Source organism: Gordonia sp. OPL2 (assembly GCF_003797825.1).
Classification (GTDB): domain Bacteria; phylum Actinomycetota; class Actinomycetes; order Mycobacteriales; family Mycobacteriaceae; genus Gordonia.
Map to the genome: position 1 here is coordinate 89,818 of NZ_RKME01000009.1, position 25,620 is coordinate 115,437.

Here is a 25,620-nt window from a genome sequence, read left to right on the forward strand (position 1 = left end):
ACGAGGGACCGGTGAGTCCGCGTTGGTTAGGGTTACCTCTGTAGACTGTCACGCATGTCTGACGAGCTGACCCGGCGCAAGAAAGAGCTGCTCCGGCAGCGCCTCGAGGCCGGAGGGCTCGCCCGCTCGGCCGCCGTCTCCGAGCAGCGCCCGACCGTTCGGCCGGATGGTGCGACGAACGACCTCTCGCCCGCACAGCGCCGGCTCTGGTTCGTGTCACACCGTGACCCGGAGGACACCACCCTCAACGTCGGCGTCGCGTACCGGCTCGACGGATTGTTGGCACCCGAACGTCTGCGATCGGCTTTCGAGACCGTCGTCGCCCGTCACGAGATCCTGCGCACCACTTATGAACTCGATCCCACGGGTGAGCCGCGGGCTCGCCACCACGCGACCGGACAGATCGACTGGCGAGAACTCGACATCCGAGACCTGGCGCCGCGCAGCCGCGATCGCCGCCTCCAGGTGCTCGCGCGACGCGAGTTCGGGACTCCGTTCGACCTGACCGCGCAACTGCCGCTGCGGTTGCTGCTCATCCGGATCGCCGACGACGCCCACGTCCTGATGCTCACCGTCCACCACATCGCCTGGGACGACGAATCCTGGTCGGTGCTGTTCGATGAGGTGAACCGTGCCTACAACGGCGGCCCCGGTGCCGAGATGCCCCCTCTGGCAGGGCAGTACGTCGACGTTCCGTTGGCCGATGGCAACACGGTTTCCGACGATCTGGCGTTCTGGCGGGACGAGCTCACGCCCATCCCGGAACCCCTCGGACTGCCGACATCGCGTCGTCCGGCCGTCGGTCCGCGGATCAGCGCACGGCTGCACCGCGAGCTCCCGGCCGACCTCGTGACCGCCGTCGACGCCACCGCCCGGCGATTCTCGGTGACCCCCTTCACCATCCACGCGGCGGTCGTCGACCTGCTCGTCCACCGATTCACCGGCGCCACCGATTTCACCGTGGCCGTGCCGGTCACGCATCGCCCGGCCGACGCGGCCGACCTGATCGGCTACTTCGGCAACACGGTGTTCCCGCGCACGCGTCTGTCCGCCACCGACACCTTCGACCAGCTCGTCGCGGCTGCGGCAGAGCGGATCGTCGCAGCCATCGCCCATCAGAGCGCACCGGTCGACGTCGTGGTGGGAGCGCTCAACCCGGAGCGCAGCAGTGGATCCGATGGCCTCGGCCGGCTCGTCTCGGTCAGTCTCAGCGCACGCAGCAGCGCCGACGGATTCTCCCTCGACGGGATCAGCGCGCGCCATCTGGACGAATTGGGCACGCCCAACGGTCAACTGCCACTAGAATTCACCGTCGTCGGAGGTGCTGCGTCCGAGTCCGGACCGCAGCTCGAACTCGAGTACGACACGGCGCTCTTCGGGGCCGACGCCGCAGGTGGGATCCTCGACTCCTACCTGCAACTGCTCGGGGCGGCCATCGCCGAACCGGACCGATCCGTGCGTGAACTCGATCTGCTGACCCCGGCAGCGTACGACCGAATCCTCGCCGCCTCCACCGGCCATCAGACAGACGTGACCGACGCAACCGTCGTCGACCTCTTCGCCGCCGCCGTCGCCTCACGCCCCGACCACGAGGCAATCGTGTCCGACGAGAAGACCCTCACCTACCGTGAACTCGACGAGCGCGCGAACAGACTGGCGCACTGGATGATCCGATCCGAGATCGGCCCCGAGACGCTTGTCGGTTTGCGGATGACCGCTTCGGTCGGGTTCGTCGTCGCCGCGCTGGCGGTACTCAAGGCCGGCGCCGCCTACCTGCCGATCGACCCGGACTACCCGGCCGACCGCACCGACTTCCTGATCGCTGATGCCGACCCGCTCCTCGTGCTGGACGCAGACGCACTGTCCGCCGCGGAAACCGAGGCGGCAGACCTCACGTCGGATGCACCCACCGACGCCGATCGGCGCGCGTCCCTGCGACCCGACAATCTCGCGTACATCATCTACACCTCCGGGTCGACCGGGACGCCCAAGGGTGTCGCGGTGGCGCACAACGCCATCGCCGATCACCTCATCGGGTTCGGGGCCGGCGAGGTCCTCGGCCCCGACGACCGCCTCGTGCAGACGTCGTCGGTGAGCTTCGACGCCTCCATGTTCGAGATCTTCTGCACGTTGTCCGTCGGCGCGACCCTCGTCGTCCCGAAACCCGCAGCGGTGCAGGACATCGCCTACATGGCGGACCTGCTCGTACGGCAGCGGGTCACGGTCATGCACATGGTGCCGACCCTGCTCGCCACGCTGCTGATGGTGCCCGAGGTCAAGCAGTGGACCATGCTGCGGACCGTCCCGGTCGGTGGCGAGGCCTTCTCGGGCGAGGTCGCCGACTCCTTCACCGCGACCTTCGACGCGGCGCTGTCGAACAACTACGGCCCGACCGAGGCCGTCGTCGCCGCCACCCATCACCCGATCGATGCGCCGCAGGGCAATTCGATCGTCCCCATCGGCACCCCGAACACCAACGTGACCAGCTACCTCCTCGATCCCGGACTGCACCTCGTGCCCGACGGCGTGGTCGGCGAGATCTACCTGGGCGGGCCGCAACTGGCGCGCGGCTATCTCGGCCGACCGCCGCTGACCGCCGGGCGATTCGTCGCCGACCCGTTCGCGCCGGGCGGACGCCTGTACCGGACCGGTGACCTCGCGCGCCGCAACGACGACGGCCAGCTCGAGTTCGTCGGCCGCGCCGATGAGCAGGTCAAGGTCCGCGGCTACCGGATTGAACTCGGTGAGGTGGAGGCCGGGCTCGCCGAGCACCCCGACGTCGCTCACGCGGTGGTCCTCGTCGAGGCCGACGACACCGGCGCGCGGCTGGTCGCCTACGTCATCCCGGAGGATCACGCCGGTATGGCGATCGACCTCGAGGAGGTCCTGCGCTTCGCGCGCACCACCTTGCCCGGCCACATGGTGCCGTCGGCGATCGCGATGATCGACGAGGTCCCGCTGACCACCCACGGCAAGCTCGACCGCGAGGCTCTGCCCATCCTGTCGACGTCGGCGGCCGACGACCGCGCACCGCGCACACCCACCGAGAAGCGGATAGCGGCGGTCTTCGCCGGACTGTTCGGACGTGACGACATCACCGCCGGGTCGTCGTTCTTCGACCTGGGTGGGCACTCACTGCTCGCCGCCCGACTGGTCACCACACTCACCACCGAGTTCGGCATCGACGTGGATGTCCGCCTGCCCCTGGACAACCCGACGGTGGAGCAACTCGCCGCGGCGGTCAACACGGCCGTCGTCGACGAATTCGGCATCGACCTGGACGACTTGGGTGACCTCGACGGCGACGACGACGGGCAGCTCGCCGTCGTCGAACCGGCGTCTGCCGCCGACGCATCGTCGAGCGGCCGGCCCCCGCTGACCCACGTCGATCGCCCCGATCCGATCCCACTGTCGTTCTCGCAGTTGGCGATGTGGTTCCAACATCGCTTCGAGGGGCCCGGTGCCGCCGGCAACATCCCGCTCGCATTCCGGCTCGACGGCCCCGTCGACCCCGATGCGCTGCGTGCCGGGATCGGTGATGTGATCCGACGACACGAATCGCTGCGCACCACATTCGTCGAACGAGACGGCCTTCCGATCGCGGTGGTCCACGACGACGTCGATATCGACCTACCGGTGACCGAGGTGGCCGCCGGTGAGACGGAAGCCGCACTGGCGCAGGCCCGCGAGCACCTGTTCGACCTGTCTGTCGCACCGCTCGTCCGTGCCCGACTGTTCCGCGTCGCCGACCACCACCACGTCCTCTCGCTCGTCGTGCATCACATGGTGATCGACCACTGGTCCACCGACGTGCTCGTCGACGATCTGGTCGCCGCCTATCGGGCACGCGCGACGGGTGCAGCACCGGATCTGCCTGCGCCGGAACTGACCTACACCGATTACGCGCTCTGGCAGCATCGTGTGTTCCCGGTCGGCGCGGAATCGACCCGGCCTGGGTCCGACGGTTCCTCCGACGCGGACTTCGGGCGGGCGCAGGTCGAGCACTGGCGTGCGGCGCTGGCCGGCCAGCCGGACGAGATCACCGTCGCCGCCGATCGTCCAAGGCCCCAGGCGCTCACCAAGAGTGGAGTTCTCGCCGACCTCACCGTCCCGGCGTCGGTGCGCCGACGCCTGCGAGCGGTGTCCGACGAGTGTGGCGCCACCGAGTTCATGACGGTCACGGCAGCCCTCGCCGGTCTGTTCAGCAGACTCGGCGGAGGCGACGACATCGCGATCGGGACACCTGCGGCGGGCCGCCTCGATCCGGGAACCGAGAATCTCGTCGGCCTGTTCGCGAACATGGTCACCCTGCGGACCCGAACCGACGGCTCGCCGACCGTCCGCACCGCGATCCGACGGAGCCGCGACGTCGTCCTCGACGCCTTCGCCCACCAGGACGTGCCCATCGAACGTCTCGTCGAGGCACTCAATCCCCGACGGACGCGTTCGCGGAACCCGCTGTTCCAGAGCATGATCCACTTCCGCGACCGTGACGCCAACGCGATCGGCCGACCACTGGACACCGACGCGCGCACCTCGGTCACCATGCTCCCGGTCGAGCAGGACACCTCGTTCCTCGATCTCAACGTCATCCTCACCGTCACCGCGGACGGCGGCTTCGACGGCCGAGTGGTGGGCAGTGCCGATCTCTACGACCAGGAGTCGGTCGACGGCATCGCCGCGGCGTACGCGGCCATGCTCGGCGGTTTCGCCGACGGTGCGGACACCGTCGTCGCCGCCATCGACCTGCCCGCGCTGCCCGGTGTGCTCACCGTCGACCGCCACGACGACGACCCGGCCACCCTCGCCGCCCTGATCGCCGGCGAGCACCCACGCCGGGTACACGCCGGTCCGCGGACCCTGGCCGCGTTGCCGCACACCGGGACAACGGATCTCACGTCGGTCCGCGAATGGGTCGTCACCGGTCCGGGCGCCGGAGCGGCGCTGGGGGAGACGCTCTCGGCGCTGGCACCGGGATCGCGGCTGACCGATCCGTTCACCGAACAGGACGTCGCACCGACGGTCCTGGCGATGGCCGCAACGGCCGGCGGTGGTGCGCAGACCCCCACCGAGGAACGGCTGATCGCGATCCTCACCGACCTGTTGGGCGTCGACGGCCTCGGCCGCGACGACAACTTCTTCGCCGTCGGTGGCGACAGCGTGATCTCCATCCAATGGTCGGCGCGCGCCGCGGCCGAGGGATTACCGCTGGCCCCGCAACAGATCTTCGACCACTACTCGATCGCCGAACTGGCGGCCGCGGTCGACGCCGGCGATCCCGGATCGGCGCCCGACGGCGAATCCGCCGCCGAACCAACGGTGGATGCTGCGCCGATGAGTGCGTCCGGCCTGAGCGACGACATGCTGCAATCGCTGGGCAGCGCCTGGAAGTCGCAGCGGTGAGCGCCGCCCCGGAGATCGAGGACGTCCTGGCGCTCAGCCCGCTGCAGCAGGGGCTGTTCACGCTCTCGGAGATGTCCGGCGACGGACTCGACGTCTACTCGATGCAGTTCGTCGTGGAGATCACCGGCCCGCTCGACGTCGACCGTCTGCATCGCAGCGTCGACGCGATCGTCGACAGGCATCCCAACCTGCGGGTATCGCTGTGGGACAAGGACCTACCGACGCCCGTGCAGATCGTGCCGAGTCACGTCGAGGTTCCGTGGGAGGAGATGACCGCGACCGCGGCGGAGTTCGACGCGCTCGCCGTGGCCGAACGCGCCCGACGGTTCGACTTACGCGACGGCCCGCTGCTGCGGGTGAAACTCGTCGACCTACCCGGCGACCGCCGCCGGTTGCTGGTCACCGCGCACCACATCCTCATGGACGGCTGGGCCGTCGCCCTGTTCTTCGCCGAACTGCTGGCGATCTACTCCGCGGACGGTTCCGCCGCGTCGCTGCCGCCGGTCCGCCCGTACCGCAACTACATCGCCTGGCTCGCCGCCCAGGACACCGACGCCGCCCGTGCCGCATGGCGTGAACACCTCGACGGCGTCGAACCGCTGATGCTCGCCGCGCCGAGGGTTCCGGTGACCGAGCCCGTTCGCACCCGGCATCGCCTGTCGGTCACCGACACCGAACGGCTGGTGGCGTGGGCGCGGTCGACGGGCCTCACGGTCAACACGGTGACCCAATTCGCCTGGGCGGTGGTGCTGTCGCGGCTCACCGATCGTCGCGACGTCGTTTTCGGCACCACCATCTCCGGTCGGCCCCAGGGTCTCGCCGGCGCCGACGAGATGATCGGGCTGTTCATCAATACCGTGCCCGCACGGGTTCGGCTGTCCGGTTCCGCCGACGGGGCTCCCGCGACCGTTGCCTCGGTGTGCGCAGCGCTGCAACGGGACTCGGCCGCTCTGCGCGATCAGGGACATCTCGGTCTGTCGGAGATCCAGCGGTCGTCGGGGCACGGTTCGCTGTTCGACACCTTGTTCATCTTCGAGAACGCGCCCATCGGAGCGGCGACCGAACCGGTCAGCGCGTCCGACGGCACCCGGTTCCTGCCGCTCGCCATGGAGAGCCTCGCGCACTACCCGCTGACGGTGGTCGCCTACCTGCTCGACGGCGAACTCATCGTCATCACCGAGTCGATCGACGAGGCGCTGGGCGAGATCGACGCCGCCGATGTCGCCCAGCGCATCCTGGCGGTGCTGCGTGAGCTCCCCGACGCCGCGGACACCTGTGTCGACCAGCTCGACGTCCTGTTGCCCGACGAGCAGGCCGCCCTTGCCCCGTCGGGGCGCGACGCACCCGCCGACCTGCCGTCGACAGTCGTCGACGCCTTCGTCCGGCAGTGCGAGCGCACACCGGCGGCACCCGCCCTGGTGAGCGAGGCCCGGTCGCTCACCTATGCAGAACTGCTGGGGAGCGCGCGGCGCCTCGCCGCGGAGCTGCTCGACCATGGTGTGGTACCGGAATCGGTTGTCGCCGTCGCGTTGCCGAGATCGGCCGAGTCCGTGATCGCCATCCTGGCGACGATGCTCGCGGGCGCCGCTTACGTACCCATCGACCTGGCCTTCCCCGACGCACGGGTCGCGAACCTCCTGCAACAGTCCGGAGCCGCCGTGGTGGTCACCGACCAGGCTCATGCCGACCGATTCGCCGGCGATGTCGTCGTCGTGGACGACGCCGCAACCGCCGCGCGAATCGCCGCGCGTGCGGGTACACCTGGTGGGCAGGAGACCGCTCCGACCATCGGGCCGGCCAGTGCTGCCTACCTGATCTTCACCTCGGGTTCCACCGGCGAACCCAAGGGCGTCATCGGAACCCATGCCGCCCTGGTGAGCTACTGCCGCGACCACCGCGATCACATCCTCGTCCCCGCACGGACCAGGTTGGGACGCCCGCTGCGGATCGCGCACGCGTGGACATTCAGCTTCGACGCCTCGTGGCAACCGCTGGCCGGTCTGCTCGACGGTCATGCGATCTACCTCTTCGGTGAGGACGAGATGCGCGACGCCGGGCGGCTCGTGGCAGGTCTCGCGCGGGATGCGATCGACATGATCGACACCACCCCGTCCATGTTCGGGCAGCTGGCGGCAGCCGGTCTGGTCGGTGACGATGCGGCAGACGTCTCGACCCGTGCGAGCGGGCACCTGTCGGTGCTGGCGTTGGGCGGTGAGGCGATCGGCCCCGCTCTGTGGGGTCAGCTGTCGGCGTTGCCCGACACCGTCGTCCACAACTGCTACGGACCGACCGAGACGACGGTCGAGGCGATCGTCGCGCGAGTCTCCGATTCGGCCACGCCCACCATCGGGACACCCGCCGACCGGATGAGCGCCTACGTCCTCGATTCCCGGCTGCGCCCCGCGCCGACCGGCGTCGCCGGAGAGCTGTACCTGTCGGGTGCCCAGGTGACCCGTGGCTACCAACGCAAGTCGGCGATGACGAGCACCCGGTTCGTCGCGGACCCGTTCCGCCCACGCGAGCGGATGTATCGCACCGGAGACCTGGTGCGTCGCAACGCAGCCGGGAACATCCTCTTCGTCGGCCGCAGCGACGATCAGGTGAAGATCCGCGGCTATCGCATCGAGACCGGCGAGGTGGAGTCCGCGATCCGACGAGTCGACGGTGTCACCGCGGCCGCCGTGGTCGTCGTCGACCGCGCCGCCGGACCGGCGCTGGTCGGATTCGCCGCCGGAGACGACCTCGACGCCCGCACCGTTCGCGCAGACCTCGCGAAGACGCTTCCCGCGCATATGGTCCCGTCACGGATCGTCGGCGTGCCGGTCCTCCCGATGAACAGCAACGGCAAGGTGGATGCCATCGTTCTGGCGGAGGCGGCTGCCGCCGCGCTGCAGGCCCGGGCCACGGCCGACGAGGTGGACCTCACTCCGACCGCGACGATCGTCGCCGGAGTGATCGCCGACGTTCTCGGGACCGCACCGGGACCCGACGAGGACTTCTTCGACCTCGGTCTCGACAGCATCGTCGCCATGGCCGCCGTGAACGCACTGCGCGGGCACGACCTCACGGTCACACCGCGGATGGTGTTGTCGTATCCGACGGTGCTCGACCTCGCCGACGCGATCGACGACGCGGCCGAGACCGAATCCCTCTCCGCTGGTCCGGGTCTGGTCGCCCCGCTGCCGGTTGTGGAGTGGATGTACGAGTACGGCAATCATCGGCGGTTCACGCAGACTGTGCTGTTCGCCCTCCCGCCCGATCTGACCGACGACAGCCTGATCGACGTCCTGCAGGTGATCATCGACGCCCACGACATGCTCCGGTCGATCGTCACCGCCGACGGGTTGATCACTCGCGAACGCGGCACGGTCGATGCCGGTTCGGTACTCGTGGTCCGAGATGTCGACGATCTCGCCGGCAGCGTCACCGCCGCGGCGCGCGAGGCGAACGAGCGCATCGATCCCGACGCCGGCCGTATGGTGTCCGCGGTCCGGATGCGCCGAGACAGTTCTGCCGATGACCGCGGTTCTGTAGGTGGCACCGGCCCCACAGCTGTATCGACGGACGTTCTGTTGCTCGCCGTTCATCACCTCGCCGTGGATGCGGTCAGTTGGCAGGTGCTGTTCGCTGATCTCGCACGAGCAGGCTCGACACTCGAGATGGTCGACAACTCGCCGACGGTCCCCGCCCTCCCGGAAGAGCACACCGACTACCGGGCCTGGTCTCGGTTCGTCCAGGGACGCGCCGACAGTCCGGATGTGCTAGCACAGCAGGACTATTGGACCGCCCGGGTCACCGGACCCGATCCGGCCGTCGGGGCCCGGGCAGTCGATCCCACCACCGATACCTGGGCGTCGTTGCGATCCGCGGTCACCACGACGGACGTCGACGTCACCGCGACGATCCTGAAGGCGGCCGACCGCACTGTCGGCGTGCGCGAGTTCCTTCTCGCCGCGCTCACCCTCACTGTCGCCGGCTGGCGGGCGCGCCGAGGTCAGGACGCGACGGGCGGTGCCTACATCGCGCTCGAGGGCCACGGCCGTGAGGATCATCTGGCCGGTCCCGGCATCGACACGTCGCGGACGCTGGGCTGGTTCACCAGTGTCTTCCCGGTGCGACTCGGTGTGGGGCAGTCGGTCGGTGCCGACGACGTGCTCGCCGAAGCGGGCGTCGGACGGAAGCTGTTGGACGAGGTTGCCCGCCAGGTCACGGAGATCCCGACCGGTGGAGTGGATTTCGGTGTCCTCAAGTACTTTTCCCGCATTCCTGGTTTGCAGGCGCCGATGCCGCAGATCGAGTTCAACTATCTCGGTCGGTTCGATCTTCATACGCCGGACACGGAGTGGCAACCGTGGTCGCCCATCACTGATCTCGACGTCAACGAGCATCTTCCGACGGACCCGGAACCGGATCTGCCGTTGCGGTATGCGCTCGACGTGGTGGCGGTGATCCGGGCGACCGACGACGGTCCGCAGTTGGTGGCCAATTGGCGCTACGGCGAGACCGTGCTGACCGCCGACGAGGTCGCCGAGTTGACGGCGATGTGGGAGCGGTCGGTGGTTGCGCTGGCGGGAGCCCTCGAGGCGTAGACCGGGTCCTTTATCGGCCTGCACGTGGTATGCGAGCTCGGCGCGACGCACAGCCGCCGTGGCGTTGGTACCGGGTACAGGGGTATGCCACGAAACCCTGGTTACGAGCGCGAGCCACATGGTTCCGGACGATCCAGATGTGGTTGCCGACATCGCTGACCGAGAAGGGCCTGTTGAATGCCGGCCTTCTCGGTCAGCGGTGTCAGGCCGCCGCTTTCACACTGTTGAGTTGTCAAGGTACAGATGCGGTCCCGGCGTGGCCGGGTGCGAGATTGTGGTGGGTGGAGAGTCGTTATGGGGTCAGGCGGCGACGGCGTCGAGGGTCAGTGTGCGTCTGCTGTAACTGGGTAACGCTCGCTGCTCGGGGTCGACGGCGGTCGGTGGGATCAGCCAGGCATGGTGGTCGGCGCCGATGAACACCTCCCACCCGTTGTGGTGGACGTCGGCGTGACACGACGGGCACAACAGGCACCCATTCTCCAAGCACGTGTCGCCGCCATCGCTCCAATGGACGACGTGGTGGGCGTGGCACCGTTCGGCGGGCGCCCCACACTTGATGCAGCACCTGTCACGGATGTACAGGGCCTTGCGTTGAGCCGGGGTGAACAGCCGCTTGTCACGGCCCACGTCGAGTGGGACGGTTTCGCCGTCGACGAGCAACGGTGTGATGGTCGGGTCGCAGGCCAGTCGGTTCATCGTGGCGCGGGTGACCGATCCCATGAACTCGAGAGACGACAGCGATGGTGCGTCGGCGGGAATGGTCAGTAGCACATGAGTTCTCGGTGCCATGCTCAGGTCATTTCCGCCTGCGGCGGCGATATCGAGAACGGTTTCCAGGGCGTCGGCCAAACGCCGTTCGGTGGAGCGGGCGTCGTCCGAGCCGTCGGGTTCGGGCCTGGGCGCCCCGTAGCGTTCCATCGCCGCCTGGAACTTTTCGCCGACTTCGACGTCGAGGTCGGCTTCGACGTGTATGCGTCCGTCGGTGGTCTTGTGTTTGGTGAGCGTGTTGATGGTGCGGTCTTCGGCGGCGGGCACGCCGCCGGGAGTGTCGTCGGCGATCACATTGCCCAGGGTGCGGGCACGATCGACGATCTCAGCGGGGGCGGCGCCGGAGAAGTGTTGTCCGAGAAGATCTGTCACATACCTTAGACGGTGGGCGTCGTCGATCGGTTCCGGTGATCTTTTCCCGATGTGCTCGATGCCGCGGACGATGGCGTCGGCATGTTCACTCGAGATGACGCCGTCGACGGCATGCGCCGATAAGGTGGGCAGCAGCGCGAGCGCACTGGCGATACGGACGTAACGCTGCGCCACAGACGGGGCGAAGCCGATGACGATCAACAACTCTCGCGTGGTGCGACCGTGATCTTTCGCCACCCGCAGCCGCTCGAGTGTTCCGGTCAGCTGTGCTGCGTGATGGTCGATCAGATTTCGGATCTTATACAGGGCGCGCATCTCCTCGAAGGCGCTCTGCCCGGTCATCGACTCGTGGTCGAGGTGAACGGCACGTAGAGCGTCGCCGATAGCGTCCAGTGATGTGGTCGATGACATGGCGGCCTCCCGAATGACAGAACAGGACAGCAGGACTCAGGTGTCTCACGTGTTCTGTGCGACGGGCCGGCAGATGGACACGGGGCGCGCTTCGTCTTCTTCATTCCTGCTGATGACAACACTACGACATGGCACCGACAGAATCGATCAGAGCGCGACAAGAGGCGACCCACGATGGCACCCCGGACGACATTGTGCCGACCCGATAGGCCCGGCGCACCCACCTCGGGTACCAAGTCGAGGTTCGCGAAGTTCGTTCAGGGACCTGTTCTTCGGTAGCCGTAGCTTCGTGTGGCGCTCACCGAGACGGAATGCTACCGCTGCGAGGAGGTTCGTCGACCGGCCTCGACCGTGGAGTGAAAGGACATCGATCAATCCGTCTTCGTCATCACGTGCTTCACACGCGTGTACTCCTCGAGCGCATAGATCGACATGTCCTTGCCATATCCGGACTGTTTGAAGCCTCCGTGCGGCATCTCGGACAAGATCGGCATGTGATCGTTCACCCACACGCAGCCGAAGTCGAGATCGCGGGCCGCCCGTGTCGAATGGGTGATGTCTTTCGTCCAGATGGATGATGCGAGACCGAATTCGACGTCGTTCGCCCACTCGAAGGCCTGATCGATATCCGCAGCACACTGCACGGAGACGATGGGTCCGAACTGCTCCGTTTGTACGATCAAATCGTTCTGGCTCGGGTTAGCCACCACTGTGGGCTCGAGGAAGTAGCCGTCGCCGGGCAGGGCGTTGCCGCCGGCGACGATCGTGCCGTCGGTCTTGGCCAAGACGTCGAGGACGGACTGGCGGTGAGTGGCGGAGATCAGCGGGCCCATCTCCGGATCGCCCTTGTCGGGATCGTCACTGTCGGTGGGATTTCCGACCTTGATGGCCTGCACCGCGGGGATGAGGGCCTCGAGCAGGCGGTCGTAGATCCCCTGGGTGGCGATCACCCGGCAGGCTGCGGTGCAGTCCTGGCCGCTGTTGGCGAACCCGGCGGCCACGATACCGGCGACCGCAGCGTCGAGATCAGCGTCGTCGAGAACGATGACCGGCGCCTTCCCACCGAGCTCGAGATGGGTCTGTGCCACGTGGTCGGCGGCGACCCGTGCGATGTGGCGACCCGTGCTGGTGTCGCCGGTGAGCGAGACCAGTCCGATGCGGGGGTCGGCTACCAACTGATCGCCGATGTCGGAGGCCGAGCCCGAGATGACGCTGAACACCCCGGCGGGGAAGATGTCCTGCGCGAGCTTGGCGACGTAGAGGGCGGTCAATGGCGTCTGGCGAGACGGCTTGAGGATACTGCAGTTCCCGGCAGCAAGTGCTGGACCGATCTTCCAGGTTGCCATGAGGAGCGGGTAATTCCACGGGGCGATGCCGGCGACGACGCCGATCGGCTCGCGTCGCACGTAGGATTCGTAGCCCCGCAGATACTCGCCACCGGCGCGTCCTTCCATCGTGCGGGCGGCCCCGGCGAAGAACCGAAGGTTGTCGACCACCAGTGGAAGTTCCTCGCGCGCTACGGGAATGGGTTTGCCGACGTTGCGTGCTTCCAAGTAGGCGAGGTGCTCGGCGTGTTTCTCGATCCTGGCGGCGAGGGTCAGCAGCATCTCTGCGCGCTCACCAGGGGTGGTGCGCTTGAACGAACGGAACGCCTGCTCGGCCGCGGTCACTGCCGCATCGACGTCGTCCGCACCGCTCGCGGGTACACGTGCCAGTACTTCTCCGGTGGCCGGCTCGATGACATCGAGCAGTTCTCCGGAGGCTGCGTCGACGAGCCCGCCGTTGATCAGGTTCTTGGCGCTGTAGTCGGTCGTGTCGAGCATGATGATCCTCCTGTGGTTGTTGTCGGAATGGTGATGTCGTTGAGCGATATGCATTCGGGGACAGGAACGTCAGTTCGTTCGTGTATCGGCGGCCAACCGGCTCTTGAGTTCGAGCTTCTGGATCTTTCCGGTCGTGGTCTTGGGGGCGAGGTGGACTCGATCCGGTCCGGGACCGTGAACGGTCAGCGATCGAGCGCCGTCGATCACACCCACCTTGTCGCCATGATGTGCCGCCGCCCTATCGAGGAAGCAGACCGGATTCAGTGCAGACATCGAGTGCGTCACCGTGACCCCCGTGCACGGAGGCGAGAGCCCTTGGATGCCACTTCCTTCGTGGGCAGATCACCCATGGACAGGAACCCAGAGGGCGCATCGACGACCGCTGTCGCGACGTTCACCGCTGCCGCGATCGTACTCATGAAGGACTCGAATCCGATCGGGGCGGAGAGCGCTATCACCTGGTCCGAGCCCTCGATACGGTAGTCGTCCCCAGCGGTGAGCCGGTCACCCGTGTCGAAGAAGCCGAACATGATCTCCAGATCGATCACTGCTCGGCCACCGAGCATGCCGCGTGCGGCGTGGGTGACAGCCGCGATCCGGCCGGGCTCGATCGTGACGTGCTCGCCGACGCGAACGGTGTCACTGACGAGCGAGGGCGTCACCGGGCCGACGTCGACCGCATCCAGCGACCAGCCGAGACCGGCTGCGAGTGCACCGATGGCCTGTTCGAATCCGTAATGCCCGACGACAGCGCCGGAGTCCTTCGCGTCGGCGAATTCATCTGGCGTCAAACCCAAGCCGAACTTCGACAGAATCGCGTTGTAGCGCGACATATTCGTCCTCCGACGAATGAAGATGCGATCCACACGTTGGGTCAGTGTGGTGAGCAGAAGCGGCAGGGTGTCCATCAGCACGCCGGGGTTCGCCCCGGTGCCCACGACGGTGACGCCGTGCGCCCTGGCGGTCTCATCGAGGCGCCGGGAGAGCTCCGGATGACTCGCCCATGGGTAGGACAGCTCTTCACAGATACTCATGACGTTGTAGGACCGTTCCAGCAACGGCACGAGAGTGCCGACGACCTGCTCCAGATCTGACGTCGTGGCCACGATCGCCAAGTCGGCGGCGGGAAGTCCTGCGGGATCCTCGATGACGGTGACCCCGCGCGCGCCGAGCCCGGCGAGTGTGCCGAGGTCGGCGCCGATGGCCGCGGGGTTGCGGTCGGCCGCACCGACGATGTCCACGTCCGTGCGTCGCAGCAGTGACTGCGCCATGGCGAGGCCGGTGGCACCGAGGCCGACCAGCACGATGGTGTGTGCCAACGTCATTCCTTGGGTAGTGATGGGTGATGGTGACGGTGATCGACCGGACAGACGTCGACGGCGGTCACTGCTCCTGCCCGGCGGTGGGTCGCATCCTCGCGATCACCGGGCCGAGTGCACAGGCGCCGACGAGCAGCACGATGATGGCGATCGATACGCCCTTGCTGTCGCCCGCCAGAAGATCGAGGTTGAGGAGCATCACGACCAGGATCACCAGAAGCCCGGCCAGTCCGAGGAGCGGTGCGACAAGGGCTCCGAGGACCGAGGCCCCATGGGACTCGTGGCGGAAGAAGGCCAGCACGGCTGAGCATGTCAGGACCAGAAGGATGATGTATCCGATCGACCCCAACCCCGACGTCCAGGTGTACAGCTGGCTCATCGGGTCGAGCCTGATGGCCACGCTGAGCATCATGATGGCGGCCGCGACGACCATCACGGCGATCGAACCGCGGTGCGGCGAATCGTGTTTCGGGTGCACCGCGGCCAGGCGGCCCGGCAGCAGGTCGCGCGACGACAGCGACAGCGTGTAGCGGGCGAGAATGTTGTGCCAGGTCAGTGCCGCCGCGAAGGTGCTGGTGACGAAGAGCGGCACCACCAGGTCGGCGCCGACGCCGCCGAGATACTGCAACGCGATCGACGGCAGGAAGCCCTCGGGGTCGGCAGCCGCGGTCGCGACGACCTTGCTGTCACCGACACCGCTGATCGCCGCCCACGATGTGATCGCGTAGAACAGGCCGACCACGGTCACCGAGATGATCGTCGCACGACGCACCGTGCGGACGGGGTCGCGAGCCTCGTCGCGGAAGACCGCGGCCGCTTCGATCCCGATGAAGCTGAGGACCGCGAAGATGAGCGCCACTCCGGGAGCCCCGCTGAAGATCTCGCCGACGGAGAACACCCCGCGTGACAGGCCTTCCGGACCGCCGCCCGCCAGGATGATCCAGCCGTTCAGCACGAGGACGAGGCCCACCTCTGCGGCGAGCAGGACGCCCAACACCTTTCCGGAGACCTCGACGTTCCGGTAGCCGAGGAACGAGATGATCGCCAGTCCCACCGCAGCCCACACCCACCAGGGCATCGAAGGGCCGCCGTAGGACTCCACCAGTCCATTGGCCCCTATGCCGAGCAGGACGTACAGCCCGACGTAGATGCAGGTGTACGACAGCATGGCCAGGTATCCGGTGCCGATCCCGGCCGCGCGGCCGAGGCCGGCGTGCACGTAGGAGTAGAAGGCGCCCGCGGACCGGACGAACGGCGTCATGGTGGTGAACCCGACGACGAAGAGGAGCAGTACGACAAGCGTGGCCAGATACGCCGCCGGGAGGCCGGCACCGTTGCCGAGCGCCAGGCCGAGGGCCATCGGTCCGCCGACGACGCACAGGGGTGCGGCGCCGGCGATGATCATCAGTGAGATCGAGAAGGCTCCCAGTGTGCCGGACAGACGCCCGGATTCGCGGGATTGCGGGGAGTTCTCGGCGGTCGTTGTACTCATGAAATGTTCCTTCTCGGTGACCAGGTCGGCGCGGGTGCGCTCAGGGAATGAGCAGTTGTCGGAGCTGAGCGCCGCTGGCGAGGTCGGTGACGGCCTGGGCGACCTCGTCGAGCGGCCGGCGGGCGGTGATGAGTTCGTCGAGGAGCAATTCGCCGGTCATGTAGAGATCGACAAGCTTCGGAATGTCGTACTGCGGGCGGATGCTGCCGTAGTTGGAGCCGAGGATGCGGGCATCCATCTCGGCGAGAGCGAGCGGCTCGAAGGACGCCGTCGCCCCGGCCGGAGGGAGGCCGACGATCACCGCGGCGCCACCCAAGCCCAGTGAGTTGATCGCTGCTTCGGTGGTGGTGACGTGTCCGATCGCGTCGAACGCGAAGTCCACGCCGTGTGGCTCGAGCTCTCGGATCGCCTCGGCGGCAACGGCGCTGCCGACGGCATCGGTGGCACCGAAGGTCCTGGCCAACTCCGCCCGATCCGGGGAGAGGTCGACGGCGATGATCCGCTCCGCACCTTGCATGCGCGCGCCCTGCACGATATTGAGTCCGACTCCACCACAACCGATCACGGCCACCGTGGAGCCCGGTGTGACCCGCGCTGTGTTGACGACGGCGCCCACGCCGGTCGCTGCCGCGCAGCCCACCAGTGCGATCGCGTCGAGCGGCGCATCGTCGCGAACCCTGATCGCACCGGTCGCGGGGACGACGACTTCTTCGGCCCACGACGAGACCCCGAGGTAGTGGTGGATGGGGGTGCCGTCGATGCTGAGTCGACTCGTGCCGTCCAGGAGGGTGCCGGTGGCGTTGATGACCGATGCCACCTTGTGACAACGGGTTTCACGACCTGCGACACACTCACGGCACTCTCCGCAGTAGGGATTCCAGGACAGCACCACGTGGTCGCCTTCGTGGAGGTGCGCCACGCCGGGGCCGACCTCGGTGACGATCCCGGAGCCCTCGTGTCCTGGGACGAGCGGAACGGGCGCCTCCCACTCGCCCCGGATGAGGTGCAACTCGGAATGGCAGACCCCTGCGGCCGTGATACGGATCCGTACTTCGTTCGCCTCGGGGGATTGCAGGTCGACGTCGACGATGTCGACCGGGGTGTCTGTATCGGTGAACAGCGCAGCGCGCATGGGCCTGTTCCTCTTCTCTGCCGGCGCGGATGGTACGACTTTCGCGCTCGGGCACCGGGGGCCGGCAGTGATCAGCGCATCGAGATCGGAATGCGAAAAGTGGTGTGGCTCTCACCATCGCCGGTCGTAGCCCTCGACAGCTACAGCACTTCTCAACCAATCGCTGTCAGCGGCGGTGCATAGTGCACCCACCGGGGCGGATCGCAGTCGCCATGAGGCGCATGGATCGCTCCGCCCCGCATGCCACGGGTGGTGGTGAGAGCGCCGGGCCTACTCGGCAACCATCCGACGGGCGAGCTGCCAGTGCAGGTCCGCCACCTCGTCCGGCGTGAACGGACCATCGTTGTCGTACCAGATCGCGACCCGATCACACATCGCAAGGATCGCCATGGCAACGACGTTCACCTGCGGTGCAGGAAGTGTCGGAGCGAACGTGGCCACTCGTCGACCGAGCAACTCCAGGTAGTCGCGCTGCTGTGAGACCAGTCGCTCGTAGTCGTCGTGCGAGACGAAGTCGCCCGCGGAGGCGGTGTCGAGGAGCATGTCGGCGACGCGAGCGAGGTGGACGTTCTGTATCTGATAGAGAACATGCCGACGAACGGTGTCGCGGAGTTCCTCTTCCGGGCTACCGCGCTCGATTGCCGCCGCGTTCTCGGTGAAATCGGCCAGCACGCGTGAGACGGCCTCGGTCAGGATCTCTTCCTTCGAGCGGAAGTGGCTGTACAGGCCGGGTGCCTTGATGCCCGCCGCCTGGGCCACCTCGCGAACGGTGCACGCACCGAATCCGCGGGTCGCGACGATGGTGACCGCTGCGGCCAGGATGCGCTCTCGCCCGACGTTCCTGTTGAAGACACGTTCGAGGCTGCTGAACTCTTCCTGCTGGTTCCCGGTTGCCGAACGTGCGGCGCGAGCAGGCCGGACCCCCGCTGTCGATGCGATGTCTCCTCCTTCGGCCGGCCGCATAGGCGCAACAGTACCGCGACCTCCACAACGGACAGACGGAACGGAAACGGGGCGACCAACTGTTGACGGCGGTGGCGATGGACGCTAGCTTAACGAATATTCGTTCGTTTGATCAAGGAGCTTCGCCATGGTGTCTGTGGGAATTGTCGGCGTCGGCCAGATGGGCGGCGCGGCGCTTCGAATCTTGTTGGAGCAGATGCCCGATGCGCGCTTCCTGGCGATGGATCGAGCACCCGAGGCCCTCGCTCGCGCCGAGGCGCTCGATCCGCAGCGGGTCGGCGGACGAGTCGTCGACGTCTCGGCGGAGTCGGTGGACCTGTCTGGACTCGACCTCGTGCTCAACATGTCCGGCCCCTTCTTCGCCGGCTCGGGGAGTCTTGCTCACGACGCTCTGCGGTCGGGCATCACCTATATCGACATCGGCGACGACCTGGAGGCGACCGACAGTGTCCTGGCGCTCGACGCGGATGCCGCAGCGGCCGGCGTCGCGCTGATCACCGGTGCGGGCTGGTCGCCCGGCGTCACGAACTGGTGCGCTGCACGGCTGCTCGACGAGCATCCGGACGCCGACGGTGTCCAGGTGGTCTGGGCAACGCACGAACGCAACCCCGGCGGTCTCGCCCCTCTTCGACACATGCTTCACATGGCCGTCAGCCCGTGCCCGGTATGGTCCGGCGGTCAGTGGATCGACTCTCCCGGATTCGTTCCGGAGACCGCAGCGGAGTTCGACTTCCCGGAGCCGCTGGGCCGTATCGAGGCGTACGACACAGCTCATCCGGAACCGCGTACGCTGGCCCGCTACTACCCTCGTCTCACCACCGCGAGTTGCAAGGGATCACTACGGCCTGCGTGGGCCAATGCGGCCTTTTCGACCCTGGGTCGCATCGGCTTCGGATACCACGACCTCGCGGTCGACGTCGCGGGTCATGACATCGAACCGGCTGAGTTCCTGTGGAAGATGATGTGGGCGCGACACGATGCCGCAGCTCGCGGTGACGAGGGTGTGGCACTGACCGCGTTGATGGTGCAGGTGTTCCGCGAATCGGCCGGTGCGGGCGGAGCGGAGGTCCTCGGCTCGCTGGCAGTGCTCGATGACGCGCCGATGTCCCGCGGCACGGGACTGGGCGCCGCCGTTGCGGTCCTCGCCGCACTGCGTGAGCCTCCGGCCGCGGGTGCTTGGGGTCCGGAGGTGCTCCCGTGGCAGTTCACTCTGCGCGAGTATGAGCGAATCGGGCTCGCGCTGGGCGGTTTTGGTCCGGGGATCCAGTCTCCCGCCGGTTCGGCACCGTCATGACAACCGCGGTGTCGAACCGGCGCACGCTGTCGAGCGCCGTCGGTCACTGGGCCGAGGTGCGATCTGATGGGATCGCCGTCGAGTGCGCGGGCGACGCTGTCACCTGGTCGGAGCTCGACCAGACGATGACCAGGTTGGCCGCGGACCTGCACGACCGAGGCGTGGGGGTGGGCGACCGCGTCGTGCTGCTCGGGGAGAACAGTCTGCACTGGGTCGTCGCATTCCTCGCCTGTCAGCGAGCGCGGGCGGTGGTCGTTCCGATGAACACCCGGCTGGCGCAGTCCCAGATCGAGCAACAGGTGCGTGCGGTGGAGGCGACAGTCGTTCTGTTCGACGCACGTTCCGAGATCCCATCGCTGGATGGAGTGGACTGCGTGGAGCTCGCCGCCGTGGTCGACGCACTGCGCGTCGGCCCGCAGTCGAACGGTGTCGCCGACGACAAAGATCATCTCGACGACGCACCCGCACTGATTAGCTTCACGTCGGGGACCACCGGTACACCGAAGGGCGCCACAGTGTCTCGATCCGCGCTGTCGGTGTATGCGCACGAGTTCGCAGGGTACTTCGGCACCGGTCCCGACGACAGCACCCTGGTGATCGTGCCGATCTTCCACAACACCGGTTTCGCCGATCAGCTGGCACACATGGTCGCCGCGGGAGCAACCACGAGGTTGCTGCGGAGATACCGTACCGACGATGCCGCCGCCGAACTGATCGCTCGCCCTGCCTCATTCCTCGCCGCCGTGCCGAGCATGCTGCGCATGCTCATGCTGCACAGCGACGCCGACGCGATCTTTGCCGGCGTGCAAACAATCATGTACGGCGGTAGCGCCATTCCCGAGGCATGGGTGCACGAACTGCACCGACGGTGGCCTCATCTGGCGCTGGCACACGCCTACGGCCTGACTGAGTTCACGTCGGTCTGCACCGTCCTGCCGAGTGAGCTCGCCTCTACTGCAGCCGAATCCGCCGGCAAACCACTGCCCGGAGTGCAGGTCCGAGTCGTCGACGACGGACGCGACGTCGAGCGGGGGGAGTCCGGCGAGGTGTGGTTGTCCGGGCCGACTCGCATGCTCGGCTATTGGAACGCGCCGGAGTTGACGGCGACGAAGCTCGTCGGACCCTGGCTGCGGACGGGGGATGTCGGACGCATGGACGCCGACGGTCTCCTGTGGCTTCACGGTCGCGTCGACGACGTGATCAACCGCGGCGGCGAGAAGATCATGCCCACAGTCGTCGAGTCGCACATCGCTCGCCACGACACCGTCGCCGCCGCATGTGTCTTCGGGTACCCGGACGAGATCCTGCGCGAACGGATTGCCGCCGCGGTCGAACTCCGCGACGGCGCGATGCTCGATGTCGACGATCTTCGCTCGTTCCTCCGTACGACACTGCCCGACTACGCCATTCCCGACACATGGGTGACATGCGACAGGCTGCCGGTCAATGCCTCGGGCAAGTTCGATCGCCGCGCTTTACGTGCGGACCTGGGCCGAGACCAGACATCACGCTGACACGTCGCCCACGTCGATGCCTGTGCCGCCTCAGGGACAAGACGCTCATCCACCCGGCCTGGGCTCGACACCCAGAGCCGACCACCCCACAGAAGCGAGAACAACCATGACCATCGAGTTCAAGGCCGCCGTCTTCCGCTCGCCGAACACGCCTTTGACCGTCGAGACGGTCTCGATACCGTCCACGCCGCCCCCGGGCGAAGTGTTGGTGCGGATCAAGGCGAGCGGGCTCTGCCACAGCGATCTGCATGTCATCGTCGGTGAGTGGGACGGTGTGCCGACGCCGATGGTCCTCGGCCACGAAGGTGCGGGCGTCGTCGAAGCCGTCGGCGTCGGCGTCACCCACCTCGAAGCAGGCGACCACGTGGTGCTGTCGTGGACCCCGTCATGCGGACGATGCCGGTACTGCGTCAGCGGTCGACCGGTGTTGTGCGACAAGGCTGCGGAGCATTCGGCCAACCATGTCTCGTTCGACGGTGGCACCCGCATCACATCCTCCGATGATGAGAAGGTCTACAGCTTCGCCGGCCTCGGGACGTTCGGCGAGTACGCGATGCTGCCGGAATCGGCGGCCATTGCCGTCGACCCGGCCGCCCCGTTCGAGCAATCGGCACTCGTGGGCTGTGCTGTCACCACCGGAATCGGTGCCGTGGTCAACACCGCGGCGATCCGTCCGACCGATACGGTGCTCATCATCGGGTGCGGAGGGGTCGGGCTCAATGCCGTGCAGGGTGCTCGGCTCGTCGGTGCGCGCCGAATCATCGCGGCGGACATCTCTGACCGAAAACTAGAGCAAGCCAGGCTGTTCGGCGCTCACGACGTGATCAACACCGCCACTGAGGAACTCAGTGAACGGATTGATCAGATCACCGGTGGACGCGGCGTGGAGGTCGCTGTGGAGGCCATCGGCCTGCCACAGACCATCGAAGCCGCCTACGGCGCCCTTGCGCGCGGCGGACGGGCCGTCGTCGCGGGGCAGGTCGCCGATGGCGTGACTGTCTCCATCGATCCCTTCGTCATGTCGGATCAAGAACTGTCGCTCGTCGGATCCAACTACGGTTCCAGTCGGCCCGACATCGACTTTCCGAACCTCGTCGACCACTACCTCCACCGGCGGATCGACCTCGATTCGTTGGTGACACGCGTGATCGAGCTGGGTGAGATCAACGATGGGTTCGAGGAGATGAAGCGCGGCAACGGTATCCGCACGGTGATCACGTACTGATCGGCCGAGTCACAGCTTGTGGAGAGCGGATAGATCCTGGTCGCCCATGCCGGCCTCGACTCCGCGGCGACATATATCGGCCGCCGCCTCGATCATGGTTGCCTCGCCCACCGTCCCCATCGCCTCCGCGAACGCCGCCGACGCGTTCGCGAAGACCGTGATCGTCGCCTGATCGGTCTCAAGGTTCCCTTCGTCGATGTGGTTCAGTGCGGCCAGCATCTGGTGCTGTAAGACCCCGGTGGCATAGGCGACGAGCTCGGCGACCGCGTCATTCGAGACGCCGACGGCGTTCATGTAGCGCACGGCTTCGATGAACGAGACGAGACTGGACATGTAGAACGCACCGGTGAGGCCGGCATCGATGACGTTGGCGGCGGCCACCTCGTCGCCGACGTGAGTTGACCTGCCGGCGACGGCGACGACGACATCACGATAGGTCTCCCACAGCTCAGGGGCGCCCGAGACCATGATCAGGGCCTCGGCGGTGCCCATCTGTTCGGGATAGGCGCCGATCACGCCATCGAGGTACCCGATGCCCGCCGTGCTCGCCCGGTCGCTCAGCGCCTGCGCATCCGCCGGCGTACCACTCGTGACGTTGATGACCGCACGACCGGCGACGTCCTGGTCAGCCACCTCGTCCAAGACCGCACGGACATCGTCGGACGAACTCAAGCAGACGATCGTGACCGGTGCGGCCCGCACCGCCGCACTGACGGTAGTCATTGCTGTTGCACCTTCGGCGATCACGGCATCGGCACGTTCGGGGGTTCGGTTCCACACCACCACCGTCCGTCCAGCGGCCAGTAGCGCACGTGCGATGGCCGAGCCCATGTTCCCCATTCCCAGCACGGCGACGGTGGGGGAGTTCGCAGACAGTGATTCAGTAGGCATGATGTGGCTCTCCGTTCGGAAATGAAGTCGACGACAGTGGTGTTCGTGGGTCTGTGGGTGGGGATGGGTCAGCGAACCCGACGCTGCTCGCCGGCCACGGTGCCGTCCTCGTGACGGCGCCGCTGGGCGCGAGGAACGCCGTTGGCAACGGCGGCCTCGTTATGGGCGTGCAATGCGCGGTAGGCGTAGTAGTAGACGGCGCCTTGCGCTCCCCACGTCGCCAGGGCCGCGGTGTAGAAGAAGGTGCGATCGGCGTCGTCGAAGGGGAAGGGGGCGAAGTCATAGGCGATGGCGATCACCGTCGCCGCGATCGTGACCACGCCGGTGGCGACGGCCAGGCCTCGCAATCCGGCCGACCACAGTCGTGTGGCGAAGTAGGCCAGGAACAGCGTCGTGAGCAGGTTCATCACGAGGTAGAACGTCGCGGGGCCGACATGGAGCGTGTCATCGTGGAAGGGCCGCAAAAGGAACGCAGCCGCGATGGTGATCCCGAAGAGGCCGATCTCGACGGCAAGCGGCGGTTTGTACCCATGCGTCACGGCCATGAGGCCCACGACGAGGATCACCGTGAAGCCGAATGACCGCGAGAACGCGTCGAGGAAGAACGAGATCTGTAAGGGGAGGCCGCCCGTCGAGCCCAGCAGCGAACCGATGAAGAAGTTGGTGGCCGATACCCCGACGATCATCCATTCGATCCCGAGCAGATGGTTGCTGTAGTTGCGGATGAACTTCCATCCGAACACGAAGCCGGCGACGATGAGCCAGACGTCGGAAAGTAGGAAGATTACGTCTTTCATGTCTGAAGATTCCTTGGGATGAGGGTGAAACCTGTTGTCAGTGAATGTTTGGGCATCGTCTACGCAGGCAGTGTCGCCGCTTGCCGTCTCCGTATCGTCGAGACCCCGACCGCGAACACGATGAGCACCGCGAGACCGATCGAGATCGCATAGCTCACGCCGAACAGACCCTCTTTCGCAACCTGGATGTCGGTGCCCGGGATGGCGATCGTCGATGAACCGAGGACGCAAGTGATGAGCGCGGACCCGAAGGCGAATCCGATTGCCATGGCGGTACCGACCATCGAACCCGCCATGCCGGCCTCGCGCTCGTCAACGGCATTCTGAACCAGTGCGAAACACGCAGAATAAACTATGGCGCAACCGAATCCGATCACGCCGGCGGCAACGAGATAGCTCCACGCCTGGTCGTGGGTTACCACCAGCAGAGCCAGACCGACGGCACTGAGCATCGCTCCCGATATCAGGACCGACGGGCCTCGCCCAGCGGCAAGCGGACGCTCGGCCACCACGCCACCGATGAGAAAGGTGATCGCGAACGGCACCATCAGTTCACCGGTCTGCAAAGCGTTCAGGCCCAGACCGTACGCGTCCGATGTCGGTAGGAAGGCCGGGTCGGTCTGCGCAAATGTGCTCAGCAGCACGAGAAAAGCCGCATTGACAGCTGCGATCAGGGCGATCACGACGGACGACACGACGACATACGGCGCGGTGAAGAGCGCCCGATCGAAGACAGGGTTCGACGACCGTCGTTGCGAGTGCACCCACGCCACGGCCGCGACGAGAGCCACGGCCAGCGTCACCAACGCTCCCCAGCCCCACACGAGGCCCTGGGTCAGCGCCAGCAGGAGGAGGCCGACCCAGACGATCAACCACACTGTGCCGAGTATCGCCACACCGCCCTCGGCCTTGTCTCCTGACGCCGAACGCGGGAGCACGACGTAGGTCGCCAGCGTCGTGAGAGCGAAGCATGCGGCGAGGATGACGAAGAAGTCGCGCAACGAGAGGTGCTCGACGATGAACCCGCCGCCGATCATGCCGACGACGATGCCGACGCCGGTCGCGACCACCAGCACGGCAACCGAGATGGCCAGTCCCGCCTCGCCCAACGTCCGCCGGAGAAATCCCAGCGGGAGCAGTTGCGCGGCGCCGCCGAACCCCATGACCGCGGCACCGACCAGGATCGCGGGATACGAGTCACCCACCGCCGCCACCACTGCACCGACGGTCAACGCGACGCATGCGATGACGGCGGTGCTGCGGTCGCCGATGACGTCGGACAGTTTCGGCAGGACGACGAAGCCTGCGCCGCCACCGAGGGTGAGCAGGGTGAAGATCCAGGTGACCGCGGACACCGACGTCACGTGATACTGGGCCTGGAGTACGGGCAGCAGCGGTGGAAGGAGGAAGGTGACCGCATTGGTCAAGATGACGATGAGTGCGGCGACACCGATGAGCAGGAGCCGACGTGACCGTTCGACGGTGTTGCCGCCGGCAAGGTCTCCGGGCACCGTGAGGCTGTCTGACATGGGAATTCTCCTTGAGGAGAGAAGGGAGGCCTCGTGATGCAGGGTTGCGAGGCCGGCCGCGCAGAACGGGCGCGGTGTCCGTGACGGGGTCGTCGCGA

Annotated in this window: 15 protein-coding genes; 5 read left to right on the forward strand and 10 right to left on the reverse strand. The window is 66.9% G+C overall.

What is annotated here, in order from left to right; translation table 11 throughout:
• Positions 1 to 54 precede the first annotated feature (54 nt).
• Together EEB19_RS11575 and EEB19_RS11580 are read left to right on the forward strand one after the other, a co-directional pair.
• The gene (locus EEB19_RS11575) at positions 55 to 5,403 is read left to right on the forward strand and encodes a non-ribosomal peptide synthetase (protein ID WP_187586320.1); all 5,349 of its coding nucleotides are present in this window, start codon (positions 55 to 57) and stop codon (positions 5,401 to 5,403) included.
• The gene (locus EEB19_RS11580) at positions 5,400 to 9,992 is read left to right on the forward strand and encodes a non-ribosomal peptide synthetase (protein WP_187586491.1); all 4,593 of its coding nucleotides are present in this window, start codon (positions 5,400 to 5,402) and stop codon (positions 9,990 to 9,992) included. Before EEB19_RS11575 ends, EEB19_RS11580 begins: the two co-directional genes overlap by 4 nt.
• A gap of 300 nt (positions 9,993 to 10,292) precedes the next feature.
• On the opposite strand, the gene EEB19_RS11585 is transcribed toward EEB19_RS11580, so the two are convergent.
• The 7 genes from EEB19_RS11585 to EEB19_RS11615 form a co-directional block, all read right to left on the reverse strand.
• Entirely contained in the window at positions 10,293 to 11,543 is a 1,251-nt protein-coding gene (locus tag EEB19_RS11585; RefSeq protein WP_187586322.1) for an HNH endonuclease signature motif containing protein, read from the reverse strand.
• Between the two features lie 371 nt (positions 11,544 to 11,914).
• The gene (locus EEB19_RS11590; RefSeq protein ID WP_187586325.1) at positions 11,915 to 13,366 is read right to left on the reverse strand and encodes a gamma-aminobutyraldehyde dehydrogenase; all 1,452 of its coding nucleotides are present in this window, start codon (positions 13,364 to 13,366) and stop codon (positions 11,915 to 11,917) included.
• Between the two features lie 69 nt (positions 13,367 to 13,435).
• Positions 13,436 to 13,639: a hypothetical protein gene (locus EEB19_RS11595; RefSeq protein ID WP_187586327.1), complete on the reverse strand. Its 204-nt coding sequence runs from the start codon at positions 13,637 to 13,639 to the stop codon at positions 13,436 to 13,438.
• 8 nt (positions 13,640 to 13,647) lie between these two features.
• Positions 13,648 to 14,691, reverse strand: coding sequence for a dihydrodipicolinate reductase (locus EEB19_RS11600; RefSeq protein ID WP_187586329.1), 1,044 nt, complete (start codon positions 14,689 to 14,691; stop codon positions 13,648 to 13,650).
• A gap of 58 nt (positions 14,692 to 14,749) precedes the next feature.
• Complete coding sequence (locus EEB19_RS11605; RefSeq protein ID WP_187586331.1) at positions 14,750 to 16,177, reverse strand: APC family permease; 1,428 nt, start codon at positions 16,175 to 16,177, stop codon at positions 14,750 to 14,752.
• Positions 16,178 to 16,217: 40 nt separating this feature from the next.
• Positions 16,218 to 17,309: an alcohol dehydrogenase catalytic domain-containing protein gene (locus tag EEB19_RS11610; RefSeq protein WP_187586333.1), complete on the reverse strand. Its 1,092-nt coding sequence runs from the start codon at positions 17,307 to 17,309 to the stop codon at positions 16,218 to 16,220.
• A 270-nt stretch (positions 17,310 to 17,579) separates the two neighbouring features.
• Positions 17,580 to 18,272, reverse strand: coding sequence for a TetR/AcrR family transcriptional regulator (locus EEB19_RS11615; RefSeq protein WP_187586335.1), 693 nt, complete (start codon positions 18,270 to 18,272; stop codon positions 17,580 to 17,582).
• Positions 18,273 to 18,399: 127 nt separating this feature from the next.
• Here EEB19_RS11615 and EEB19_RS11620 point away from each other — a divergent pair, with 127 nt between their 5' ends.
• From EEB19_RS11620 to EEB19_RS11630, 3 genes are all read left to right on the forward strand, one after another.
• Positions 18,400 to 19,566, forward strand: coding sequence for a saccharopine dehydrogenase family protein (locus tag EEB19_RS11620; RefSeq protein WP_187586337.1), 1,167 nt, complete (start codon positions 18,400 to 18,402; stop codon positions 19,564 to 19,566).
• Positions 19,563 to 21,080: a class I adenylate-forming enzyme family protein gene (locus tag EEB19_RS11625; protein ID WP_187586339.1), complete on the forward strand. Its 1,518-nt coding sequence runs from the start codon at positions 19,563 to 19,565 to the stop codon at positions 21,078 to 21,080. The genes EEB19_RS11620 and EEB19_RS11625 overlap by 4 nt, the downstream gene beginning before the upstream one ends.
• A 106-nt stretch (positions 21,081 to 21,186) precedes the next feature.
• Complete coding sequence (locus EEB19_RS11630; protein ID WP_187586341.1) at positions 21,187 to 22,305, forward strand: Zn-dependent alcohol dehydrogenase; 1,119 nt, start codon at positions 21,187 to 21,189, stop codon at positions 22,303 to 22,305.
• A 9-nt stretch (positions 22,306 to 22,314) separates the two neighbouring features.
• Here the strand turns inward: EEB19_RS11630 and EEB19_RS11635 are convergent, their stop codons facing one another.
• The 3 genes from EEB19_RS11635 to EEB19_RS11645 all read right to left on the reverse strand — a co-directional run bounded on the left by EEB19_RS11635 (position 22,315) and on the right by EEB19_RS11645 (position 25,522).
• Positions 22,315 to 23,196 carry an NAD(P)-dependent oxidoreductase gene (locus EEB19_RS11635; protein WP_187586343.1) on the reverse strand — a complete coding sequence of 294 codons (882 nt, stop codon included), beginning with the start codon at positions 23,194 to 23,196 and terminating at the stop codon, positions 22,315 to 22,317.
• A gap of 68 nt (positions 23,197 to 23,264) precedes the next feature.
• The gene (locus EEB19_RS11640) at positions 23,265 to 23,993 is read right to left on the reverse strand and encodes a transporter (protein ID WP_262365598.1); all 729 of its coding nucleotides are present in this window, start codon (positions 23,991 to 23,993) and stop codon (positions 23,265 to 23,267) included.
• Between the two features lie 59 nt (positions 23,994 to 24,052).
• Complete coding sequence (locus EEB19_RS11645) at positions 24,053 to 25,522, reverse strand: MFS transporter (protein ID WP_187586345.1); 1,470 nt, start codon at positions 25,520 to 25,522, stop codon at positions 24,053 to 24,055.
• Positions 25,523 to 25,620: the final 98 nt, after the last annotated feature.

Excerpts from the sequence above, each read along its gene's own strand:
- EEB19_RS11595 (WP_187586327.1), bottom strand. The coding sequence starts at position 13,639 with ATGTCTGCACTGAATCCGGTCTGCTTCCTCGATAGGGCGGCGGCACAT.
- EEB19_RS11630 (WP_187586341.1), top strand. The coding sequence starts at position 21,187 with ATGACCATCGAGTTCAAGGCCGCCGTCTTCCGCTCGCCGAACACGCCT.
- EEB19_RS11645 (WP_187586345.1), bottom strand. The coding sequence starts at position 25,522 with ATGTCAGACAGCCTCACGGTGCCCGGAGACCTTGCCGGCGGCAACACC.
- EEB19_RS11575 (WP_187586320.1), top strand. The coding sequence starts at position 55 with ATGTCTGACGAGCTGACCCGGCGCAAGAAAGAGCTGCTCCGGCAGCGC.
- EEB19_RS11620 (WP_187586337.1), top strand. The coding sequence starts at position 18,400 with ATGGTGTCTGTGGGAATTGTCGGCGTCGGCCAGATGGGCGGCGCGGCG.
- EEB19_RS11615 (WP_187586335.1), bottom strand. The coding sequence starts at position 18,272 with ATGCGGCCGGCCGAAGGAGGAGACATCGCATCGACAGCGGGGGTCCGG.
- EEB19_RS11635 (WP_187586343.1), bottom strand. The coding sequence starts at position 23,196 with ATGCCTACTGAATCACTGTCTGCGAACTCCCCCACCGTCGCCGTGCTG.
- EEB19_RS11585 (WP_187586322.1), bottom strand. The coding sequence starts at position 11,543 with ATGTCATCGACCACATCACTGGACGCTATCGGCGACGCTCTACGTGCC.
- EEB19_RS11605 (WP_187586331.1), bottom strand. The coding sequence starts at position 16,177 with ATGAGTACAACGACCGCCGAGAACTCCCCGCAATCCCGCGAATCCGGG.
- EEB19_RS11640 (WP_262365598.1), bottom strand. The coding sequence starts at position 23,993 with ATGAAAGACGTAATCTTCCTACTTTCCGACGTCTGGCTCATCGTCGCC.
- EEB19_RS11600 (WP_187586329.1), bottom strand. The coding sequence starts at position 14,691 with ATGACGTTGGCACACACCATCGTGCTGGTCGGCCTCGGTGCCACCGGC.
- EEB19_RS11625 (WP_187586339.1), top strand. The coding sequence starts at position 19,563 with ATGACAACCGCGGTGTCGAACCGGCGCACGCTGTCGAGCGCCGTCGGT.
- EEB19_RS11610 (WP_187586333.1), bottom strand. The coding sequence starts at position 17,309 with ATGCGCGCTGCGCTGTTCACCGATACAGACACCCCGGTCGACATCGTC.
- EEB19_RS11590 (WP_187586325.1), bottom strand. The coding sequence starts at position 13,366 with ATGCTCGACACGACCGACTACAGCGCCAAGAACCTGATCAACGGCGGG.